The sequence below is a fragment of the Rubrivivax sp. A210 genome (assembly GCF_904426505.1).
In the GTDB taxonomy this organism is placed as follows: Bacteria; Pseudomonadota; Gammaproteobacteria; order Burkholderiales; family Burkholderiaceae_C; genus Rubrivivax.
Genome location: NZ_CAJGBN010000067.1, coordinates 150,757 through 170,185 on the forward strand (window position 1 = coordinate 150,757; position 19,429 = coordinate 170,185).

The 19,429-nt window shown below is 69.1% G+C and carries 12 protein-coding genes; 7 read left to right on the top strand and 5 right to left on the bottom strand.

The window, feature by feature from the left end; translation table 11 throughout:
* The first annotated feature begins 10 nt into the window (after window positions 1-10).
* Genes JMV16_RS21900 through JMV16_RS21910 form a run of 3 tightly spaced genes read left to right on the top strand, consistent with a single transcriptional unit; the run spans window position 11 to window position 3,061 of the window.
* Window positions 11-1,021 carry an AAA family ATPase gene (locus JMV16_RS21900; protein WP_201496444.1) on the top strand — a complete coding sequence of 337 codons (1,011 nt, stop codon included), beginning with the start codon at window positions 11-13 and terminating at the stop codon, window positions 1,019-1,021.
* The gene (locus tag JMV16_RS21905) at window positions 1,014-2,027 is read left to right on the top strand and encodes a DUF58 domain-containing protein (RefSeq protein WP_201496445.1); all 1,014 of its coding nucleotides are present in this window, start codon (window positions 1,014-1,016) and stop codon (window positions 2,025-2,027) included. The genes JMV16_RS21900 and JMV16_RS21905 overlap by 8 nt, the downstream gene beginning before the upstream one ends.
* Window positions 2,027-3,061, top strand: a complete 1,035-nt coding sequence (locus JMV16_RS21910) for a VWA domain-containing protein (protein WP_201496519.1) — start codon at window positions 2,027-2,029, stop codon at window positions 3,059-3,061. The genes JMV16_RS21905 and JMV16_RS21910 overlap by 1 nt, the downstream gene beginning before the upstream one ends.
* 24 nt (window positions 3,062-3,085) lie before the next feature.
* On the opposite strand, the gene recJ is transcribed toward JMV16_RS21910, so the two are convergent.
* Together recJ and JMV16_RS21920 are read right to left on the bottom strand one after the other, a co-directional pair.
* Complete coding sequence (gene recJ / locus JMV16_RS21915) at window positions 3,086-4,813, bottom strand: single-stranded-DNA-specific exonuclease RecJ (protein ID WP_201496446.1); 1,728 nt, start codon at window positions 4,811-4,813, stop codon at window positions 3,086-3,088.
* Window positions 4,810-5,748 carry a hypothetical protein gene (locus JMV16_RS21920; RefSeq protein ID WP_201496447.1) on the bottom strand — a complete coding sequence of 313 codons (939 nt, stop codon included), beginning with the start codon at window positions 5,746-5,748 and terminating at the stop codon, window positions 4,810-4,812. The genes recJ and JMV16_RS21920 overlap by 4 nt, the downstream gene beginning before the upstream one ends.
* Before the next feature lie 357 nt (window positions 5,749-6,105).
* Between JMV16_RS21920 and JMV16_RS21925 the strand changes: the two genes are divergently transcribed.
* The 4 genes from JMV16_RS21925 to JMV16_RS21940 all read left to right on the top strand — a co-directional run bounded on the left by JMV16_RS21925 (window position 6,106) and on the right by JMV16_RS21940 (window position 12,613).
* Complete coding sequence (locus tag JMV16_RS21925; RefSeq protein ID WP_201496448.1) at window positions 6,106-7,290, top strand: tyrosine-type recombinase/integrase; 1,185 nt, start codon at window positions 6,106-6,108, stop codon at window positions 7,288-7,290.
* 878 nt (window positions 7,291-8,168) lie between these two features.
* Window positions 8,169-8,783, top strand: a complete 615-nt coding sequence (locus JMV16_RS21930; protein ID WP_201496449.1) for a hypothetical protein — start codon at window positions 8,169-8,171, stop codon at window positions 8,781-8,783.
* The gene (locus JMV16_RS21935; protein WP_201496450.1) at window positions 8,780-11,467 is read left to right on the top strand and encodes a primase-helicase family protein; all 2,688 of its coding nucleotides are present in this window, start codon (window positions 8,780-8,782) and stop codon (window positions 11,465-11,467) included. Before JMV16_RS21930 ends, JMV16_RS21935 begins: the two co-directional genes overlap by 4 nt.
* 678 nt (window positions 11,468-12,145) lie before the next feature.
* Window positions 12,146-12,613, top strand: coding sequence for a hypothetical protein (locus JMV16_RS21940; protein WP_201496451.1), 468 nt, complete (start codon window positions 12,146-12,148; stop codon window positions 12,611-12,613).
* A 1,866-nt stretch (window positions 12,614-14,479) separates the two neighbouring features.
* Here JMV16_RS21940 and JMV16_RS21945 read toward each other — a convergent pair.
* From JMV16_RS21945 to csb2, 3 genes are read right to left on the bottom strand one after another with little or no spacing between them, the layout of a single operon-like run.
* Window positions 14,480-15,415: a hypothetical protein gene (locus JMV16_RS21945; protein WP_201496452.1), complete on the bottom strand. Its 936-nt coding sequence runs from the start codon at window positions 15,413-15,415 to the stop codon at window positions 14,480-14,482.
* A complete protein-coding gene (cas3u, locus tag JMV16_RS21950; RefSeq protein WP_201496453.1) occupies window positions 15,402-18,047 on the bottom strand; it encodes a type I-U CRISPR-associated helicase/endonuclease Cas3 in 2,646 nt (881 codons plus the stop codon). The genes JMV16_RS21945 and cas3u overlap by 14 nt, the downstream gene beginning before the upstream one ends.
* Window positions 18,044-19,423: a type I-U CRISPR-associated protein Csb2 gene (gene csb2 / locus JMV16_RS21955; RefSeq protein ID WP_201496454.1), complete on the bottom strand. Its 1,380-nt coding sequence runs from the start codon at window positions 19,421-19,423 to the stop codon at window positions 18,044-18,046. The genes cas3u and csb2 overlap by 4 nt, the downstream gene beginning before the upstream one ends.
* Between the last annotated feature and the right edge of the window lie 6 nt (window positions 19,424-19,429).

Genomic DNA, 19,429 nt, shown 5'->3' on the forward strand with positions numbered 1-19,429 from the left:
CCACCCCACGATGAACGACGCCGCCGACACCGCCACCCTGATGGAACGCCTGCTCTACGAGGTCAAGCGCGTCGTCGTCGGGCAAGACCGCTTTCTTGAGCGCGTGCTGGTGGCCCTGCTGGCCCAGGGCCATCTGCTGGTCGAGGGCGTGCCGGGCCTGGCCAAGACGCTCACCGTCAAGACCCTGGCGCGCACCATGCGCGGCAGCTTCAAGCGCATCCAGTTCACGCCCGACCTGGTGCCGTCTGACCTGATAGGCACGCGCATCTACAACCAGAAGACCGGCGAGTTCGGCACCAACCTGGGCCCGGTGTTCGCCAACCTGCTGCTGGCCGACGAGATCAACCGCGCGCCGGCCAAGGTGCAGAGCGCACTGCTCGAGGTGATGCAGGAGCGCCAGGTCACCATCGCCGGCGAGAGCCACAAGGTGCCCGACCCCTTCGTCGTGATGGCGACGCAGAACCCGATCGAGACCGAGGGCACCTACCCGCTGCCCGAGGCCCAGGTCGACCGCTTCATGATGAAGGTGCTGGTCGACTACCCCAGCGAGGAAGAAGAGTTCGTCATCGTGCAGCGCGTCACCGGCGAGCCGGCCGAGGTGAATGCCGTGGCCGACACCTTCCAGCTTGCGGCGCTGCAGCGCGAATGCCGCGCCGTCTATTGCGACCCGGCCCTGATGCAGTACGCCGTGCGCCTGGTCGGCGCCAGCCGGCGGCCCCAGGCCCACGGCCTGAAGGACTTGCAGAAGTACATCACCTACGGCGCCAGCCCCCGCGCCACCATTGCGATGATCGAGGGCGCCAAGGCCCTGGCGCTGCTGCGCGGCCGCCGCTATGCCCTGCCCGAGGACATGACCGACCTCGTGCCCGACGTGCTGCGCCACCGCATCGTGCTCAGCTACGAGGCCCTGGCCGGGAACGTCGACGCCGACGCCCTGGTGCAGCGCATCCTGGCCACCGTGCCAGCGCCCGACAAGCCGCTGGCCCACGCCGCCGCCGACCGGCCCGGTGCCCATGCCTGAGGCCGCCGCAGCCGCCGCCACGCCCGACGCCCTGCTGCGGCGCCTGGAATGGGCGGTGATACGCCGCCTCGACGGCCTGCTGCAAGGCGACTACCGCACGCTGTGGCGCGGCGCCGGCGTTGACCTGGCCGATCTGCGCGAATACCAGCACCACGACGATGTGCGCCACATCGACTGGAACGTCACGGCGCGGCTGCAGCAGCCCTATGTGCGCCAGTTCACCGAAGACCGCGACCTCACCGCCTGGTTCCTGCTCGATCTTTCGGGCAGCGTCGATTTCGGTTCAGCCGACGTCACCAAGCTCGCCGTCTCGGCCGGCTTCGTCGCCACGCTGGCACGCGTGATCACGCGCCATGGCAACCGCGTCGGCGCGCTGATGTACGGCAACGAGGTCGACACCGTGCTGCCGCCGCTCAACTCGCGCCTGCATGTGCTGGAACTGCTGCAGCGCATGCGCCGGCCACGGCCGCGCACACCCGCAGGCAACGGCATCGGGTCGACGGTTGGAGGCACGGCGCTCGCCGACCTGCTGCGCGCGGCCGACGGCGTGATGCGGCGGCGCTCGCTGGTCTTCGTGCTGTCCGACTTCATCAGCCAGCCGGGCTGGGCGCAGGCCCTGGGCCGGCTGGCACGCCGACACGATGTCGTCGCGGTGCGGCTGTGGGATCCGCTGGAGATGGCCCTGCCCGCCGAGGCCGGCCTCGGCCTCCTGACGCTGGAAGACGCCGAGACCGGCGAGCAGTTGCTCGTCGATGCCGACGACCCCGGCTTTCGCGCCCGCTATGCCGCCATTGCGCAGCAGCAGGAAGCAGCGCTGCTCGATGCGCTGGCGCAATCCGGCGCCGACGTGCTGGAACTGGCCACCGATGACGACTTGCTCGAGTCGTTGCTGCGCTTTGCCGACCTGCGCCGCCAGCGCGCACGCCTGCCGGCCGCGCGCCTGATGCCGGCGGCGCTGAAGCGCGCGCAGCCGCTGGCAGAGATGGCGGCGGAGAGCGCGCCATGATCAAGTTCTACTGGCCCAGCCTGCTGGGGCTGATGGCGCTGCTGCCGCTGCTGGTGGCGCTCTACCTGTGGCTGCTGGCGCGGCGGCGCAAGGCCACGGTGCGGCTGGCCAGCGTGGCGGTGGCGCGCCAGGCCCTGGGGCGCGGCCCGGGCTGGCGTCGCCATGTGCCGCCGCTGCTGCTGCTGCTGGCCTTTGCGGCGCTGCTGCTGGCGGTGGCGCGGCCGGCGGCCACACTGACGCTGCCGCTGGCCGAGCGCACCATCATGCTGGCCATGGATGTCTCGGGCAGCATGCGCGCCGAGGACGTCAAGCCCAACCGCCTGGTAGCCAGCCAGGAGGCGGCCAAGACCTTCGTCAACAACCTGCCGCGCGAGGTGCGCGTGGGCGTGGTCTCCTTCGCCGGCACCGCGGCCGTGGTGCAGGCGCCCACCGTCAGCCGCGAAGACGTGATCGCCGCCATCGACCGCTTTCAGTTGCAGCGAGGCACCGCCACCGGCAGCGGCATCATCCTCAGCCTGGCCACGCTCTTCCCCGAAGCCGGCATCGAGATCCAGCACGTCACCGGGCAGAAGAACTTTCCCGGCAAGCCCATCAACGAGAAGAAGGACGCCAAGCCTTTCAAGCCGGTGGAGCCGGGCTCCTACAGCTCGGCCGCCATCATCATGCTCACCGACGGCCAGCGCACCGTCGGGCCCGATCCGCTGGAGGCCGCCAAGATGGCGGCCGAGCGCGGCATCCGCGTCTACACCGTAGGCATAGGCACGAAGGAAGGCGAGATCATCGGCTTCGAGGGCTGGAGCATGCGTGTGCGGCTGGACGAGGAGACACTGAAGAACGTCTCCATCCTGACCCACGGCGAATACTTCTACGCCGGCACCGCCGACGACCTGAAGAAGGTCTATGAGGGCCTGAGCTCGCGCATGGTGGTCGAGCGCAAGGAAACCGAGATCAGCGCCCTGTTCGCGGCCCTGGGCGCCCTGCTGGTGCTGCTGGCGGCCTCGCTCTCGATCTGGTGGTTCGGGCGCGTGGTCTAGGTTCCGGGCCGGGTCCGGGCCTCGTCAGGCCGCCGCCTCGATCATCATCTGCACGCGCTGGCGGCCGTTCCACTCGTCCAGGCCGACGCGAAACGCCAGGCGGGCGCTGGCCGGCAAGGGCTCGGCATGGCCGAACCAGATCGCGTCGCGCTCCTGGCCGGCATGGCGCAGGCGCAGCTTGAGGTGCTTCTCGCCCACCAGGCGCTGCTGCAGCACCTGCACTTCGTCGCAGAACAGCGGTGCTTCGAAGCCCTGGCCCCAGACCTGGGCCTCGAGCAGGGCCACGGTCTCGGCGTTGAACCACTCCAGCGCCAGCGGCCCGTCGCTGCGCAGCGTGCGCGTCAGCGTGGCGGCGTCCAGCCACTCGCCGGCCACCTGGCGCAAGGCCTGGTCGAACAGCTCGACGCCGCTGCCTTCATCCGCGCTGCCCAGCGTGCAGCCGGCCGCCATCGCATGGCCGCCGAAGCGCAGCATCAGGCCCGGATGGCGCTTGGCCATCAGGTCGAGCGCGTCACGCAGATGGAAGCCGGCGATGGAGCGGCCCGAGCCCTTGAGGCGGCCATCAGCGCCGCGGGCGAAGACGAAGATGGGGCGGTGCAGCCTGTCCTTCACGCGCCCGGCGACGATGCCCACCACGCCCTCGTGGAAGCTCTCGTCGAAAAGCGCCAGCGCCGGCGGCGCCTGTTCGGCCGTGGGCATCAGCGCCTCGATGGCGGCCTCGGCGCGCTCGCGCATGCCCGATTCGACCTCGCGCCGCTCGCGGTTGATGGCGTCGAGCTGGGCCGCCAGCGTGGTGGCGCGGCCGGCGTCGTCGGTGCGCAGGCACTCGATGCCCAGCGTCATGTCGGCCAGGCGGCCGGCGGCATTGATGCGCGGCCCGAGGGCGAAGCCGAAGTCGAAGCCGGCGGCCCGCGCCGGGTCGCGCCCGGCCGCCTTGAACAGCGCCGCCAGCCCCGGCGCCATGCGCCCGCCGCGCACCCGCTTCAGGCCCTGGGCGACGAGGCGGCGGTTGTTGGCGTCGAGCTTGACGACATCGGCCACCGTGCCCAGTGCCACCAGGTCGAGCAGGCTGTCCAGTCGGGGCTGGGCCGCGGCCTCGAAGGCGCCGCACCGCCGCAGCTCGGCACGCGTGGCCAGCAGCACGTAGAACATCACGCCGACGCCGGCCAGCGCCTTGCTGGCAAAGCCGCAGCCGGGCTGGTTGGGGTTGACGATGACATCGGCCTCGGGCAGCGAGACCACGCCGTCGATCACCGCCGGCAGGTGGTGGTCGGTAACCAGCACCCGCATGCCGGCCGCACGCGCCGCGGCCACGCCGGCATGGCTGGCGATGCCGTTGTCCACCGTCACCAGCAGCGCCGGCCGGTGGGCGCGCGCCAGCTCCACGATGGCCGGCGTGAGGCCGTAGCCGTGTACCGCACGGTCGGGCACCACATAGTGCAGCGTCTCTTGCCCCGCACCCAGCAAGGCCAGGCCGCGCAGCGCCACGGCGCAGGCGGTGGCGCCGTCGCAGTCGTAGTCGGCCACGATGCAGATGCGCCAGCCCTGGGCGATGGCCTCGGCCAGCAGCACGCCGGCCTCGGCGCTGCCCTTCAGGGTCTCGGGCGGCAGCAAGAGCGCCAGGCTGTCGTCCAGTTCGTCGGCGGCCCGCACGCCGCGCGCTGCCAGCAGGCGGGCCAGCAGCGGGTGTACGCCGGCCTGCTCGAGCGCAAAGCTCACGCGCGGCGGCACTTCACGCGGGACGATGTTCACAGCGCCTCCAGCAGGGCCGGCAGCGCCGGGCGGATGAAGGCGGCGCGCAGGCGCTGCAGCAGGCCTTGCTTCGCGGACTCGAAAGTGGCGGCGCTGCGCTCGCCACACAGCGTGAGCCGCACCGCCGCGCCACCCTCGGCCGCCGCCAGCGCTGCGGCGATGGGGCCTTCGTCCAGCGTCTCCCAGGCCTTGACCCAGGCCGCCCAGTCCTCGCCCAGCGCATGGCGGCGCAAGCGGGCGTCGACCTGCGGCGGAAGAGCTGATGCTGGCGCATCGGCCTGGCCCAAGCCGCAGCCGCTGAGCCAGAAGGAGTTGACTGGCAGCAGACCGCGCGCCTGGCGACGGTCATTGGCGGCATGGGTGTAGAGCACCATCTGCACCTCGCTTTGCAGGCGGCGGATGCGGCGGGCGGCCGGGTCGCTGCCGAGCCAGGCATCGACATTGCGGCCGATGACGCGGTCCAGCGACGCGCAGGGCAAGGCCGCCAGGCTCTCGTGGGCGGCATACCAGCGCAGCGGCGCGCCGTACTGCAGCCCGTAGCCCTCGCTGGTGAAGAGGCCTTGGACCGCCTCGAAGAGCTCGCGCGAGCCGGCGTCGTCCAGCGCCAGTTCGTCCGGGTCGGCGAGGCTCACCTGGTCGGTGCCCACATGCCAGTGGGCCGGCGTCAGCAGGCCCCAGGCGAGATCGCCAGTGGCAATGCCGTCGGCCTGCGCCAGGCGCGCCGCCCAGGGCAGGCAGCCGGCCGCGCCCTGCCAGCCCAGCGCCGCAGCCAGCGCGCGCTCGTGCGGCGGGCTCAGGCTCAGCTCCTGACCCTCGTCGCGGGCGCCGGCCACCAGCCGGCCGAGCAGCGCCTGCAGGCGCGGCAGCCGCAGCGAGCGGGCGGCAGCGCGGCCGGCTTCGGACAGCGGCGCGGCAAAGGGGATCAGCAGATGCATGGGGTCATTATCCCGGCCGGTCAGGGCAAGGCTGAAGACTCCCCGCGAGTCGGCGCGCCGCGAGTCGGGATGGGCCGCAAGGCGCAAAGCGCAGCGATACCCGCTGGTATCGCGAACATTTGCAGCGCCGCGAACCGCCCGATTCGCGGATGCGCCGGCCGCGAGGGACTTGTTCAGCCTTGCCTTAGCATCGCCCCCCCATGGAACTGCCCTACGAGTGGCACATCGACGGTTACAAGAAGGGTTTTGCAGGTATCAGGAAGGCACAGTTACCTAGGCGGATGGCTCCGCATTGATGCGCATGTCATCGCATGCATGTAGGATACCTGTAGGACACCTACCGCTGAGGAGGGCTGCATGGCCGACCGAATCGACACCGTTGATGCGCGCAACAAGCTCAAGCTCCGGCGCTCCCCGTATTGGCACAGGCTGAGTACCGGGGTCCATCTTGGGTTTCGCAAGATGACCGCGGACTCACCCGGTACTTGGCTGGTGCGGACGTATGACCCCGCCACGCGCGATCAACCGCAGCACAAGCTCGGCGCCTTCGACCACCTGACGCCAAGCCAGCGTTTCGACGCCGCCAAGATCGCTGCCGAAAAGTACGCCGAACACCTGGCCCAAGGCGGGCGCACGGGCGTGTGCACGGTGCGTGACGCCTGCGACGATTACGTGAAGCACCTTCGCACAAAAGGGCGCGCCGAAGCCGCCGCGCTCACTGAGTCGCGGTTCGTTCGCCTGGTGCACGGCTCCCGCATAGCCAACATTGACCTGACCAAACTAACCCAGCGTCACATGAGAGCCTGGCACAGCGAACTTGCTGCGACACCCGTGTGCATCAATGGCCGGGCGCAAGCGGGAGCACAGCGCACGCGCGCGCGGTCTACTGCCACACTGAACCGCGATGTGGCTCGAGTACGCGCTGCGCTCAACTTCGCCCGGCGTGGCGGTGCTGTGACCACTGACGCGGCCTGGCGCGACGAGTTGCGCGCAGAGCCTGGCGCGGCCCGCCAACGCGACCTCTATTTGGACAAGGGGCAACGTGAGGCGTTGATGACCGCCGCCCGGCCGGAACTTTTCCCGCTGCTGCGCGCGATTCACCTCCTACCCCTACGGCCAGGGGCCGCGGCTGTGCTTACCGCCGCCGACTATGACAAACGGATAGGCGTGCTGACCGTCCGAAAGGACAAGGCGGGCGCCGGGCGCAAGTTGAAGCTGACTGGGGCTGTCGAGGAATTCTTCACCTCCCAGTCGAATAGCAAACTACCAGCGGCCGTGCTCCTCGCGCGTGCCGATGGGTCAATGTGGACCCGACGGACTTGGAGCAGGCCGATAAAGCTCGCTGCTGAGGCTGCAGGGCTGCCGCCTCAGACGGTGGCGTATTCATTCCGGCATAGCGTCATCACCGACCTACTGACTTCCGGCCTTGACGTGATGACAGTAGCGCGCATGGCGGGAACAAGTGTCCAGCAGATCAACGCCCACTACGGCCATCTGGTGCCCGACCGCACGGCCGCGGCCCTGGCTGCGCTGGCGGGGTAGGGATCAGGCATCAGCCACGCCCTGGCCTGCAGCCCTGACCCAGTACCTGCAATGCAACACCGCCCTGGGGTTGCGGACGGCCCGTCTGGTGACCGCGCTGAGTTGCACCCCGCGGAGCTGTGCGCTCTGGCCAAAACGCTGCCGCAATGCCAGAGAAGCACTGCCCACCTAGAACTCGCTCGCCCCTGATGATCAGGGCGCGTCCCTCGTGAAGTTGCTGAGCCTTTCAACAGGCGGTGCTGGCGTTTGATAGACGCAATCTATCTATTTCTCTGGAAGTCGCTTGCATCCGCTATTGAACTCATCTAGCATCCCCTTTGCGCCAGTGCGTCTAGTCGCTGGCCCGCCCCCCAAGCCCCTGCACCCCAGGGGCTTGGTGCTTTCAGAGCCCGCTGCAGACTCATCGTCAGGCGGGCTTTTTCATTGGAGAAACGATCACATGCCGAAACCTACCAAGCCCACCGCACAAGACAACGGCGCAGTCTGGCGCCCACTGCGCATGCTCCCGGACAAAGAAGCGGCAGCCCGTGGCGGGCACAAGCTCACCAAGTTGCGCGCCGATGTCAGAGCCGAACTGCAAGTGCCCCCGATCCGGCGCGGGCGCAAGTTCAGTCGCTGGCCAGAGCACGAGGTCGATGCTGTGTTGCGCGCACGGCTAGCAGGCGCTGCAGACGACGACGTGCGCGCCCTCGTCCGGCGCTTGGTTGCACTGCGTGCGATCGCGGCAGATGGCTAGACCCGCGCCACACCACAAACACAGAGGGGCCGCATCGCGGCCCCTTTGCATTTCCGAACCCGAACTTGGCGCTGGTTGCAGCCGGCCCAAGTCCATCCCCCGGCATCCCGTCGAACAACCCCTCACCCTACGGAGCACGGACATGGAATTTTGCACCTCAACGGAACTCGGCGCCACCCCAGGCACCCCCTCACCCGAGGAACTAGCCCTCATCGAGGCGGCCGTCGAATTCGTCTCGGAGGCCTGGCAGACGGCGCCCGACACGCCCCTGCCTTCAGGTCCAAGCCGGCGCTCCGCGGCCGAGCTTCAGCTCTACAAACTGATGGACGGCATTGGCGGCGTCTTCGTGCCGTTTAGCTACGACCGCGCCTTGATGTGCACGGCAGTGTGGCTGCTTTCCGAGTACCCCCCGAAAGCACGCATGGGCAGGTTCGTGCAGGGCATGGTCGAGCTTTTCGACGACGCTGAGCCCTTGGTTGCCCACTTCCTGGCAAGCGGCAAGATCAAGAAGGTCGAAGCCCTCAGCGGCATCCTGCGGCTGGGGCTGGTGACTCACCTCGTGGTTGCCGCACCCGACGCGGTCCTGGGCCGTGTCTTCGAGGCGATGCTGCCGCTCATGGGCCTGCGCACGTTGGGCGCCAAGGCGAGCGGGAAGGCGGCGCCCAGCAAGGGGGCTCCGGAACCGAAAACTGCCGACGCTTTGGGGCAGGCGAAAGGCAAGCCGCATGCTGGCCGCCCCACGGGGGGCGCAAAGTGAGCGGCGCCGACTCCCTCACCATCGTCACCAGCGCGGGCGTACCGCTGGCCAAACGATGGACGGCAGCGGGCACCGTCGAGGCTGTAGCCCACGCCTGGCAGTTCGAGCCCGTCACCTACCCGGTCAACGGTCTGCACGAACTGGCCGGGCTGTTGAAGGGCATGGAGGGCGCCCACTGCAGCGCGCTGATCCGCGGGAAATTCATCGGCCACGAAGCCGCGGCGCTGCTGCTCCCGGACATCTTGGCCGCCGCGAACGAGCGCCGAGCACGGCAGCAGCAGGAGAAGCTGACGACGACGCGGGCGCTGAAACCAGACCACGTGCCGCGCGTCACGGCGCTGTTCCCAGATCAGCCCCTGCACACGTTGATGATCGACATCGACGACTTCAAGCCCGTCGGCATCGACCCCGTGGCCGACCCCGTGGCCGCGATACAGGCCTACATCAGGCTGGTGCTGCCCGCCGGGTTCCACGGGTGCTCGTTCTACTGGCAGCTCTCGGGCAGCGCGGGGCACCCCTGCTGCGCCGGCAAGCTCAAGGGCCACCTCTGGTTCTGGCTGGAAACACCCTACACGTCAATGGACATGAAGGCGTGGGGCAAGCCTGTGCCCGGCCTTGACGTTTCGATTTACCAACCAGTGCAGTTGCACTTCACCGCGGGGCCCATCTTCGACAAGGGCGTGAGCGACCCCGTGCCAGTGCGGTCAGGTCTGCACCAAGGCCTGCGCGATGATGTGCCGCTGGCGCTGACGCCCGAAGTGTTGGCCGCCTCCGCCGCGCGCCAGCAGGGCATGACCGCGGCGGGCGAGCAGCGCAAGACCGCGGCGCGGGAGCCTGGTGCAGACCCCGGGGACAAGGGCGGCTGGCATGGCGCCTTCTGCCGTGTCTACCGGCCCGAAGACCTGGCCGATCTGGAGCCCGGCGAATTCGCCGAGTCCGGCGAGCGCGACGGGCGCTTTGACTGGATTGGACACGCCGCCGCGGGCGTCTTCATCACCGACGATGGGCATCGACTGATCAGCACCCACAACACCGCGCCGACCGGGCAGAACATGCCCAACAACACCTTTGACTTTGTCCGGCTGCACAACTACGGCCACCTCGACGAGGGCATGGGCGAAGACGTGAGCATGACCAAGCGCCACAGCTACACCGCCATGGTCGCCGACATCAAGAAGAAACACCCCGAGGTCGTTGCTGAGTACGAGACGTGGCGGGCTGCAGAGCGGTCCGCCCCCGAGGATGACTTTGGCGGGCTTGAAGGGGATGGCACCCCGGGAGGTGAAGCTGAGCGACCCGCTGGCACGTCATGCGCCGCGGGGCCGATGACTGAGCAGGCCGCCGTAGACCTGATCAACCAGGCGCACTTCGTGGCGCCGCTGGCGGGGGCGATGACCATATGGCACGAGGGCACGAATCCCGAGACCGGCATGCATTCGGTGGACCCCATCCCTGCCCCCAGCCTGGCGCTGAAGTACGCCCCTTACACCGCCCGCGTGCCGGGGCCCAAGGGCGCCATCAAGACCGCCCCGATTGTCGATGTCTGGACTCGAAGTGCGCGGCGCCGCGAGTACCCAGGGGGCGTCATCTTTGACCCCGAGACTCCCACGCGCTCGGGGTGCTACAACACGTGGCGCGGTTTCAGCATCGAGCCCAAGGCCGGGGATGCCGGACCGATGATCGAACACATCTACATGCTTTGCCACGGCGCAGCCGAGCACGCGGAATGGCTGCTCAACTGGCTCGCATTCACCGTGCAGCGGCCGGGCACCAGGCCTGAAGTGGCTGTGGTCTTGAGGGGCAATCGAGGCACCGGCAAGGGATCGCTGTGCAACCTCATTCTGACCTTGTGGGGGCCCCATGGACTGCACATCACGCAGACCAAGCACTTGACGGGGAATTTCAACGCCCACTTGCGGGCGACCCGGTTCTTGTTCGTTGACGAGGGCTACTGGGCAGGCGACAAGGCCGGCGAAGGCGTGCTCAAGGGGCTGGTCACCGAGCCCACCATCGCCATCGAGCGCAAGGGGGTGGACGTGACCACGGCCATCAACAGGCTGGCTATCGTCATCGCCGCCAACGGTGAATGGGTTGTGCCCGCCGGGGCCGATGAACGCCGATTCTTCGTGGTGGACGTGTCGGCCGCCCGCGCGCAGGACCACGCCTATTTCGGCGCACTCAAAGCCTGGATAGACGGCAACGGCGCAGCGATCTTCCTGCACCACCTGCTGCAGCGCGACCTAACCGGATTCAACGTGCGTTCGGCCCCTAAGACCGCGGCACTTGACCGCCAGAAGATCGAGGCCATGCCGGCGCTCGACCGCTGGATTCTGGAGCTGTTGGACACCGCCGCGCCGCTGCCCCAGGCAGGCGGGTTCGGAGTCTTCCCCGATGAGGATGACACCGACGGGGGCTGGACAGAGGAGCCTCAGCGCCTTGGGTGTACCGCGGCGTCGGCAGCCTTCGACCGCTACTGCCGGCAAGCTGCGGTGCGTGGTGTGCGGCCGGACTCCCGCGCCATTGGCAAGCGCCTGCAAGAGGTATTTGAGTGTGGCCCGGCCAAGCCGGCGCGGTGCGGGGCTCCCTCACCTGGCCGGGCGTGGACCCTGCCGGGCATCACCAGGGCGCGCGAGATGGCCGCGAAAACATTCGGGCTGGATCACTACGTGTGGGCGCAGGTATGAACTGCGCGCCCGTCTACCCCGTCTACGTGATCGCCACGAGATTCGCGAGCGCTGGCGCGGGTTGTGACGATGTAGACGATGTAGACGATCTTCTGAAGTCAGTGAGAAAAGAAGAAGAGATGCGCGGCCCCTGCCCTCACCGGCCCCGCCACCTCAGCCCCCGGCGCATGCCCAGCCGACCCACAAGGAATTCGTCTACATCGTCTACATCGCCAGAACCCGCATGGATGCTAGCGATCCGCGTGGCGGGGGCGTAGACGATGTAGACCGAGCCTACCCTCAATGGCCAACTCAGCCCCCTGGCTGCGCACAGCCCTGGCTATTGCCCCCAATCGGGCCCGCGGAGCGTAGGCGCGGTGCTGAGGGGGTCAGCGAAGCTGGCGCGGGTTGCGCGCCCATCCCCGGAGGCGGCGCGCCACGCATCTGCAATTTCACATTATGAAATATCGCCAGGCGTGCGCACAGTGCGCCCTGTACCACGCGGCGCAGATTCAGGCACCCGGCCCCGCGCCGGTCAACACCGCGACAGCCGCTTCAGCAAGTCCCCATCGCCCGGCGACACGAGCGCGCAGCGCCCTATCGCCGCGCGATGCGGACTAGGTTCAACAGCGAATCCATGCCCCACCGGCACCGCCCGGCTCAGGCGCCGCGCCCCCGGCCACCCTTACGATGCCGCCCATGCACCTCCCCGACGCCGACCATGACCAGCCGCCCGTACTGCGGCTGTGGCACAGCTCGCAGCTCTCCTCGCCCTACACGTGGTCAGTCATCACGGCAGGGCGCAGCCACCTGGTGCGGCGCACGCTCGACCTTGAGGTAACGCCATCGGGAGCACTGGGGCAGCAGGAGAGTGAGGCGGCGCTGCCGCTGGCCGACCTCAAGACGATCATGGGCGAGCTGGAGCGCATCAGCATCTGCCCGGCGGCATCCAGTGAGCTGGTGCTCGACGCCGGCATGTACGGCGTCGAGATAGACCGCTACCCGGCGCCTGTCGTGCTCACGTGGGCGGGTAGCCCGCCCATCGGATGGGAAGCCCTGGCGGCCTGGCACCAGCGCACCCGGCACCGGCTGAACCGGCTGCTGCCGCGGGCCTCGCGATTGGGCTATGGGTACCAGACTGGCCGGGGGCTTTCGTTCGACGGATAGCCGGGCAGGGCAGCAAAGGACTGACGCAGCATGTGTTGCCTGGTCCGTTGAGTGCCTGCCCCGATGAGGAGCTGTTGGGCACTTCAAACCGGCGTTGACTTGGTCATCGCGTACAAGCTTCAATGATGCCGCGCCTAAAGGTTGCGGTGACGCCTGCTCTGCCGCGTCGTTGCGCGCCTTGGGCTCGGTCCTTCAACGATGCCGCGCGCTGAGGGCGCGGTGAGCGCGTCACACCGGGGGAGCGGCGTCGGTGGCGGGGTCGCTTCAACGATGCCGCGACACACAGGCGCGGGGAGGCTCGACCTAGCTACGCACCATTACCGGCGCCACCGTGCTTCAACGATGCCGCGCCACCAGGGCGCGGTGTACCAAGTGGACTGATGAAGTTCCGGCTGGGTTCTACGCGCTTCAACGATGCCGCGCCCCAGGAGCGCGGTGAGACTGCCGGCACAACCTAGCGAAAGGCCATGATGATTGAGCTTCAACGATACCGCGCAACAAGTACGCGGTAAGGCAAGGGCTCGTCGTACTGACGGCCCACAGTTCCGATGCTTCAACGATGCCGCGTCCTGGGGCGCGGTGAGGCGGCGTGGTCTTCATGATCGCCCTAAAGTACGTGAAACTTCAACGATGCCGCGCCCAAAGGGTGCGGTGAGGCATGTCGTCCTCGTTCAAGTCGTAGGTCTTGTCCGTGCTTCAACGATGCCGCGCCCCAAGGGCGCGGGGAACCATCGTGTCGATGACCCGCTTGTGGTGCGTCGTGTTGCTTCAACGATGCCGCACCCCATGGGCGCGGTGAGGCGGGGCATGTTCGAGGTCGCACTCAACCCCTACGCACTTCAACGATGCCGCGCTTCAAAGGCGCGGTGAGCCCCGTTCATCGTGCAGGCGACGTGCGTGGTGCCGTTACTTCAACGATGCCGCGTCCCAGGGGCGCGGTGAGGCACCACCGTGCCGCGGTCAATCAGCATCTTCGCCGTGCTTCAACGATGCCACGCCGCATGGGCGTGGTGAGGCCGCGATACTCTTCCCAGATCACGCCGCCGAACTCGCTTCAACGATGCCGCGCCACAAAGGCGCGGTGAGGCGCATCGTTCAAGACGACGGCGGTGGAGTACATCTTGCTTCAACGATGCCGCGCCACAAAGGCGCGGTGAGCCCGTGGGCGCAGCGGTTGCCCTCCACGATGTTGCCGCTTCAATGATGCCGCGCCTCAAAAGCGCAGTGAGCCTTCTTCAGCGCCTTCATGATCGGGTCTTTGACCGCGCTTCAACGATGCCGCGCCACAAAGGCGCGGTGAGCCGGAAGTCGGGCCGGTCCAGCCCGTCGGGCGTGCAGCTTCAACGATGCCGCGCCACAAAGGCGCGGTGAGTCGCGATGTCACCAAGACGATGCTGCGGGTCTTCCAGCTTCAACGATGCCGCGCCACAAAGGCACGGTGAGCCGCGGTGCCGGTTCAGGGCCGTGGTGCAGGCGTCGTAGCTTCAACGATGCCGCGCCTCAAAGGCACGGTGAGCCCGGCAAGTGGGTGCAGATCGACCCCCGCGCGTGGAAGCTTCAACGATGCCGCGCCTCAAAGGCACGGTGAGCCCGGGCCTGATGGGCCAGAAGCTGTACGAGTCGATGCTTCAACGATGCCGCGCCTCAAAGGCACGGTGAGCCGTGATCGGCCATAGCGACTGAGAGGGGTTGCAGACGCTTCAACGATGCCGCGCCTCAAAGGCACGGTGAGCCTGCATAGTGGCAACTGCCTGTCCTCAAGGCCAAAACTTGCCCGTCGAGCGCGAACCCGATCACCTGCCCGGCCAGAGGACGCCAAGCGCCAGGCCGCCACCACGCAAGTCATTGATTCTGCCGCCCATCCCCTTAGCGCGAACCGCCCCCGGCAACGCCAGCGCTTGCGGTTCGCGCAGCGGGCGCCAGGAAGCCGTACTTGCCGACGCTGATCACCTGGGACGACCAGATTTCGGTGACGCCACCCAGCCGGTCCAGTGTCTCCACCGGCCGCTGCCGCAGCAGCATCACCTCGCGCAGGCTCAGGGGCTCTGCCCAGATCGGCCAGACATAGGCCGACGTACCCGCGAACCCTGTCGTCCGAGCCCTCCGCGGCCCGGTCGGCAGCACGGCGTGCAGCGGCAGCGACTCCACGGCCAGCCACACCGTGAACGGTTGCCCCGGCGTGGCGCTGTCGGTCGGCGCCGAGGCCTGGTGGGCGTGCGTCATCAGGCTCGCAGGGTCCCACCCGAAGGTGTGCTGCTCCTCGTAGGCGCCGCCCATCAAGGCCCGCTCGACCCGCGCGGCGAAGGGCACGCGGGGCCGCTTGGCCTCTGGGTCCAGCATGGCCGCCAGCGACCTGAACTCGTCCACCAGCCTCTGCTGGCCCGACGAGAAATCGAACTTGGTCCGGGCAATGAACCCCTTGTCGTTGACCACGGCGTCGGTGGCAAAGCCGGCCAGGAAGCCCAGTGCACGCGCATCGCCCTGGCACGCCGCCACCGCGGTGCGGTAGTCCTCGGGCAAGATCGTGCGCAGGTGCATGGCCTTGCCGCGGCTTCCCTTGTCGCCGGCCACCGTGAAGTTGAACTCCGGCGCTGCCGCCCGGCCCTTCATGTGGCGCTTGAGGAGGTCGAACAGCTCTTCGCGGCCCAGTCCATGCAACCTGGCATGCCCTTGCTCCCAATTGAGCCGCAAGTCCACGCCGTGGTCCTGCACGCACACGCGCAGCAGGCCCAGCGCGGCCATGAAGCCGATGGGCGACGAGCCGACCAGCCCGGTGAGGTCCACGCTGTTAGTGCTTGCCATGGTTGCCCTCCTCGCCCGCCTCGGCCTCTTCGATGGAGGCGCGGGCATCGGCCGCCCGCACCAGCCACTCCATCCGCGCCAGGGCCCAGGGCCCATGCTCATCGGCCTGGTCCGCCCAGGACTTGGCCCAGTGCGAGCCCAGGACTTCATAGGCTGCGCCGCTGGCCTTGCCGTCCTGGCAGGGCACCAGCCACGGCCGCCCATAGCCATGGTGCGTGGCGACCAGGTGGCGCACCAGCGGGCCCTGCACTTGTGCCATCTCCAGCGACGCGAACTCGTGGCGGAAGCCCCTGGGCAGCCCGGAGCCCTGCCACGCCGCGACCTGCTGGTCCCGGCGCCTCAGGGCCGACTTGGCCAGCACCGGCCCGGCCGCTGCCGCCAGGGCATTGCCGTGCAGCAGCACCTGCATCCGGTGCTCGGCCTTGCCGGCGTCGTGCACTGCCGCCGCAGCCAAGATGGCCTGCGCCTGAGGGTCACTGCCGACCAGTCGCTCGGCCCAGCGCGCCACATCGGCGTGGTGTTCCTCAAGCGGCACGGCGCGGCCGGTCTCGATCACGCCCTCCACTTCCTCGATGCCGAAGCCGCGCACGATGACGCCGCGCGGGTGCCGCTCGATGCGAGCATCCCGCACCATATGCGCCAGCGGGTGCGAGCTGGCCAACACGGCCGCCAGGGCGTCGGCACGCGCCTGCTCGACTTCGTCGGTCATGTCGTCCTCGGCCTGCGCCGCCTGGGCCTGCAGGCTGAGGTAGGCCGTCACACGGGCCCGGATGCCGTCAGCCCCAGCGCCGAAGGCCGCCCAGTGCCCGTCGGCCGCACGCATCGCCAGTGCCCGTCTCACGCCCGCCTGTGCCTGCTCCAGCAGGCAGGCGTCGGCGAGGTCCACCACCGGCGCGGTGGAATCCGGAGCCCAGCCCCAGCCATCGCAGCCGCCATAGCTGGCCGGGATCACCAGCGTGTCGCCCGGCCGCACGGCGCGTGCCTGGATGACCTGCGCATCATCGGGGCCGCGCCAGCACAGCACGGGCCGCTCGGGCTGAGCGCCGACCGTATCGTCGTCGGCGCTGTTCTCTTCGTCGCTCCACTGGTCACCGGCCTTTCCGCCGGTCAGCCACCGGCGCACGGCAGCCACAGGCATTGGCAGACCCTCGCGCAGCAGGGGCGGCAGCGCCACCACAGCAGCCGGCCACTCTTCCGAGGCCTCTGCGTCCAGATCGTCGCGCCAGATGAGGGTCACCTCGGGTGCCCGGTCGGTCGGGCCGTGTAGCCAGCCCACCAGGTCGGGCTGCGGCACGTAGGGGCCCGTCTGGGCCAGCATCTGGATGTGCGTGGGCAGCAGGCTGGCGGCGAAGCGCCTCGGCACTGCGGGCGCAGGGCGGGCGGCCAGCAGGTCGTCCATCGCCGCGAGCCCGAAATCGACCGTGTCAGCCCCCCGCGCGCCAAGCCAGTCCCACGTCTCGGCCGTGCCGCTGCCGTACACCGGGTCGTCCCGGTCCTTGGTGCTGCGCCAGAGGATGGTGGCCGGCGAGGTGCCGCGCAGCCCCAGTCGGTCCAGGCGCCCGAAGCGCTGCCGCAATGAGGACAGGGGCGCGCACTCGGTCACCAAGGCATCGAAATCGAAGTCGGCGCCGACCTCGATGGTCTGGGTGGCCACGACCACCAGCACGCCGTCGTCGCTCTGGCGCTGCCGGCCCGAGAGCAGGCGCGGCAACAGCTCCGCGATGTGGCTGTCGCGCTCGACGGGCCGCACGCGCCCGGTCAGCAGCGCACTGTCCAGCCCTGCGGCGCGAAGACGTTGGAAGCACCGGCGCGCCGTGGCCACCCGGTTGACCACGACCGCGATGCGGCGCACGCCATCGCGCTGCGCGTGCTCGACCGCTGCGCTGGCCAGGGCATCGCAGAAGTCGCCATCGCTGCCTGCCACCTCCTTCAGCGTCGCCGGTTTGGCCGCGTGCAACCGCTGCTGGATTGTGGGCAGGGCCAGGTCGGCGGCCTGCAGGGCCACGCGCTGCGTCTTGTCTGCGTCGCCCAGCGTGGCCGACATGGGCACCAGGTCTATGCCGGCGCCGTGCTGGCGCAGCACGCCCAGGGTCTGCAGGAAGGGGTCGGACAGGTGGGCCTCATCCACGATCACCAACGTGTCGCTACCGAAGAAGCCAGCGTGCATAGGCCAGCGGCGCGGGCTCACCCCGTAGCCCCTGAACAGCAGGCGGGAGCCCAATTGATCGACAGTAGTCAGCGCGACGGTCAGGCGCTCGGGGTACAGCACCCAGTCGTCGTCGCCGAACACGCCGCCCCGCAGCCGCACAACCTGGACCTCGCCGATGGCTTTGGCCAAGGCAGCAAGCCCGGGCAGTTGCGCGTCGCCCAGGCGCGCCGCGATGTGCTTCGCCCGGTCATAGACGGCGTCCACAACGATCCGGCGATCAACCACGAAGGCAATGCGGCGCCAGGCCCCTTGCGCGGCCGCCCAGATCGCCGCGTCAACCATCGCAGACTTGCCCAGCCCGGTGGGCACGGCCACGGCGAAGGTCTCGCGGCGGGCCAGCCGAGCTGCGGCCTCTGCCTGCCAGGGAAACGGGTCATGGCCATTGACCCGCCGGAAGAAGCTCTCGAAGCTGGGCAGCGTCACGACCGCAACTCCATCGGTGTGGGCCTGAACAAGCCGACGCCGAAGTTCTTCCAGCGGCCGGCGATCACCGGGCCTTCGACCGGCCTGTCGAACACGATGCGCGCGTGCCAGCGGGGCACCCGGGTCGGGATGTCCATTGCGGCCGGGGCACCGTCGAAGTCGCTGGTCTGGCACGCGCGTATCGACACCGGCCGCGGGAAGCCGGCCAGGTCCAGCGAATCCGCCAGGGCCGCAGCCACGGTGTCCGAGTTGGACTTGCGGGGTGGCCGGTCCAGCAGCACCGGCGTTACGGTGGACCAGTGTGTCGAGGCCTGTCGCCAGGTCGAAGACCGCAGTGCCACCGGCACCTCGGGGCCGTCGATGACGGGGGCGACGCCGGCCACCTGACCATCGGGCAGGGTCAGCCGCTGCAGCCGCGCCAGCGAAGCCAGTGCAGCCAGCCGGTCCTGCTCCTTCATGCTCAGGGGCAGCGCGATGGCGATGCCGATGACCCGGCCGCGTGCATGCACATGACCGACATCCGGCAGCGGCAGCCATGCCACGTGCGGCACCTCCTCATCGTGGCCATGGACCTCGGCGGCCATGTCGTCGCCGATCAGGGCCATCGCTGCGCGTCGCAGGGCGCGACCCAGCGTGTTGGCCGTATCGGCCCCCCAGCTCGCATCGCGCAGGCGCAGCGTGACCCAGTCGTACCGGGAGGCGATCAAGGTCTCGGGGGCTGCAGCCGGCGAGGTATAGGCGGCGAGCACTTCCGCCATCGGCGGCGGCCGGCGCAGGGTGCCGTGGCCCTGCTGGGCCAGCCGGTCGAGTTCAATCAGGCGCCCGGGCCGCGTGACCCGCAGGAAGATGTCGCCGGCTGCGCTGGGCACCAGCGTCGGCACGGCCTCGGCCTGGGCGTGGAAGGTGGCGGTTACGAAGGCGTGCGAGGTGCCCACGTGGGTCATGCGGGCCGCCAGGGTGTCTAGCACCTGCAGTTCGTCAGCGGAGACATTGATGTCCCAGGCAAGCGCCACCTCGGGCTCGCCCAGCATGTAGGCGGCCGGGAACTGCCGCACCTGGCGGTTGGGCATCAGCGGGCCCTGGCTCTGGCCCTTCTTGGCCTCGATTCGCGTGCGCGGGTCGTTCACCGGCACGTAGGCGTCGGCAGCAGGCCGCACGTCGGCCTCGGGGAAGCGGATCGCGGGCGGCGGTGCAGCTTCGAGCTGCTGCAGTGCCTGCCGTTCCGCGGCGCTGGGCTGGCGGCCACCGGCGTAGGCGGCAGCGACCAGGGCCGAGTACACACGCGACGGGTGCGGCGGCCACTCGGGCTGCCGGGGGTCGGCGTTGTTGGCCGCGAAGTACCGCCCGCCTGGAAATCCGATCTGGAGTTCGAGCATGGCAGC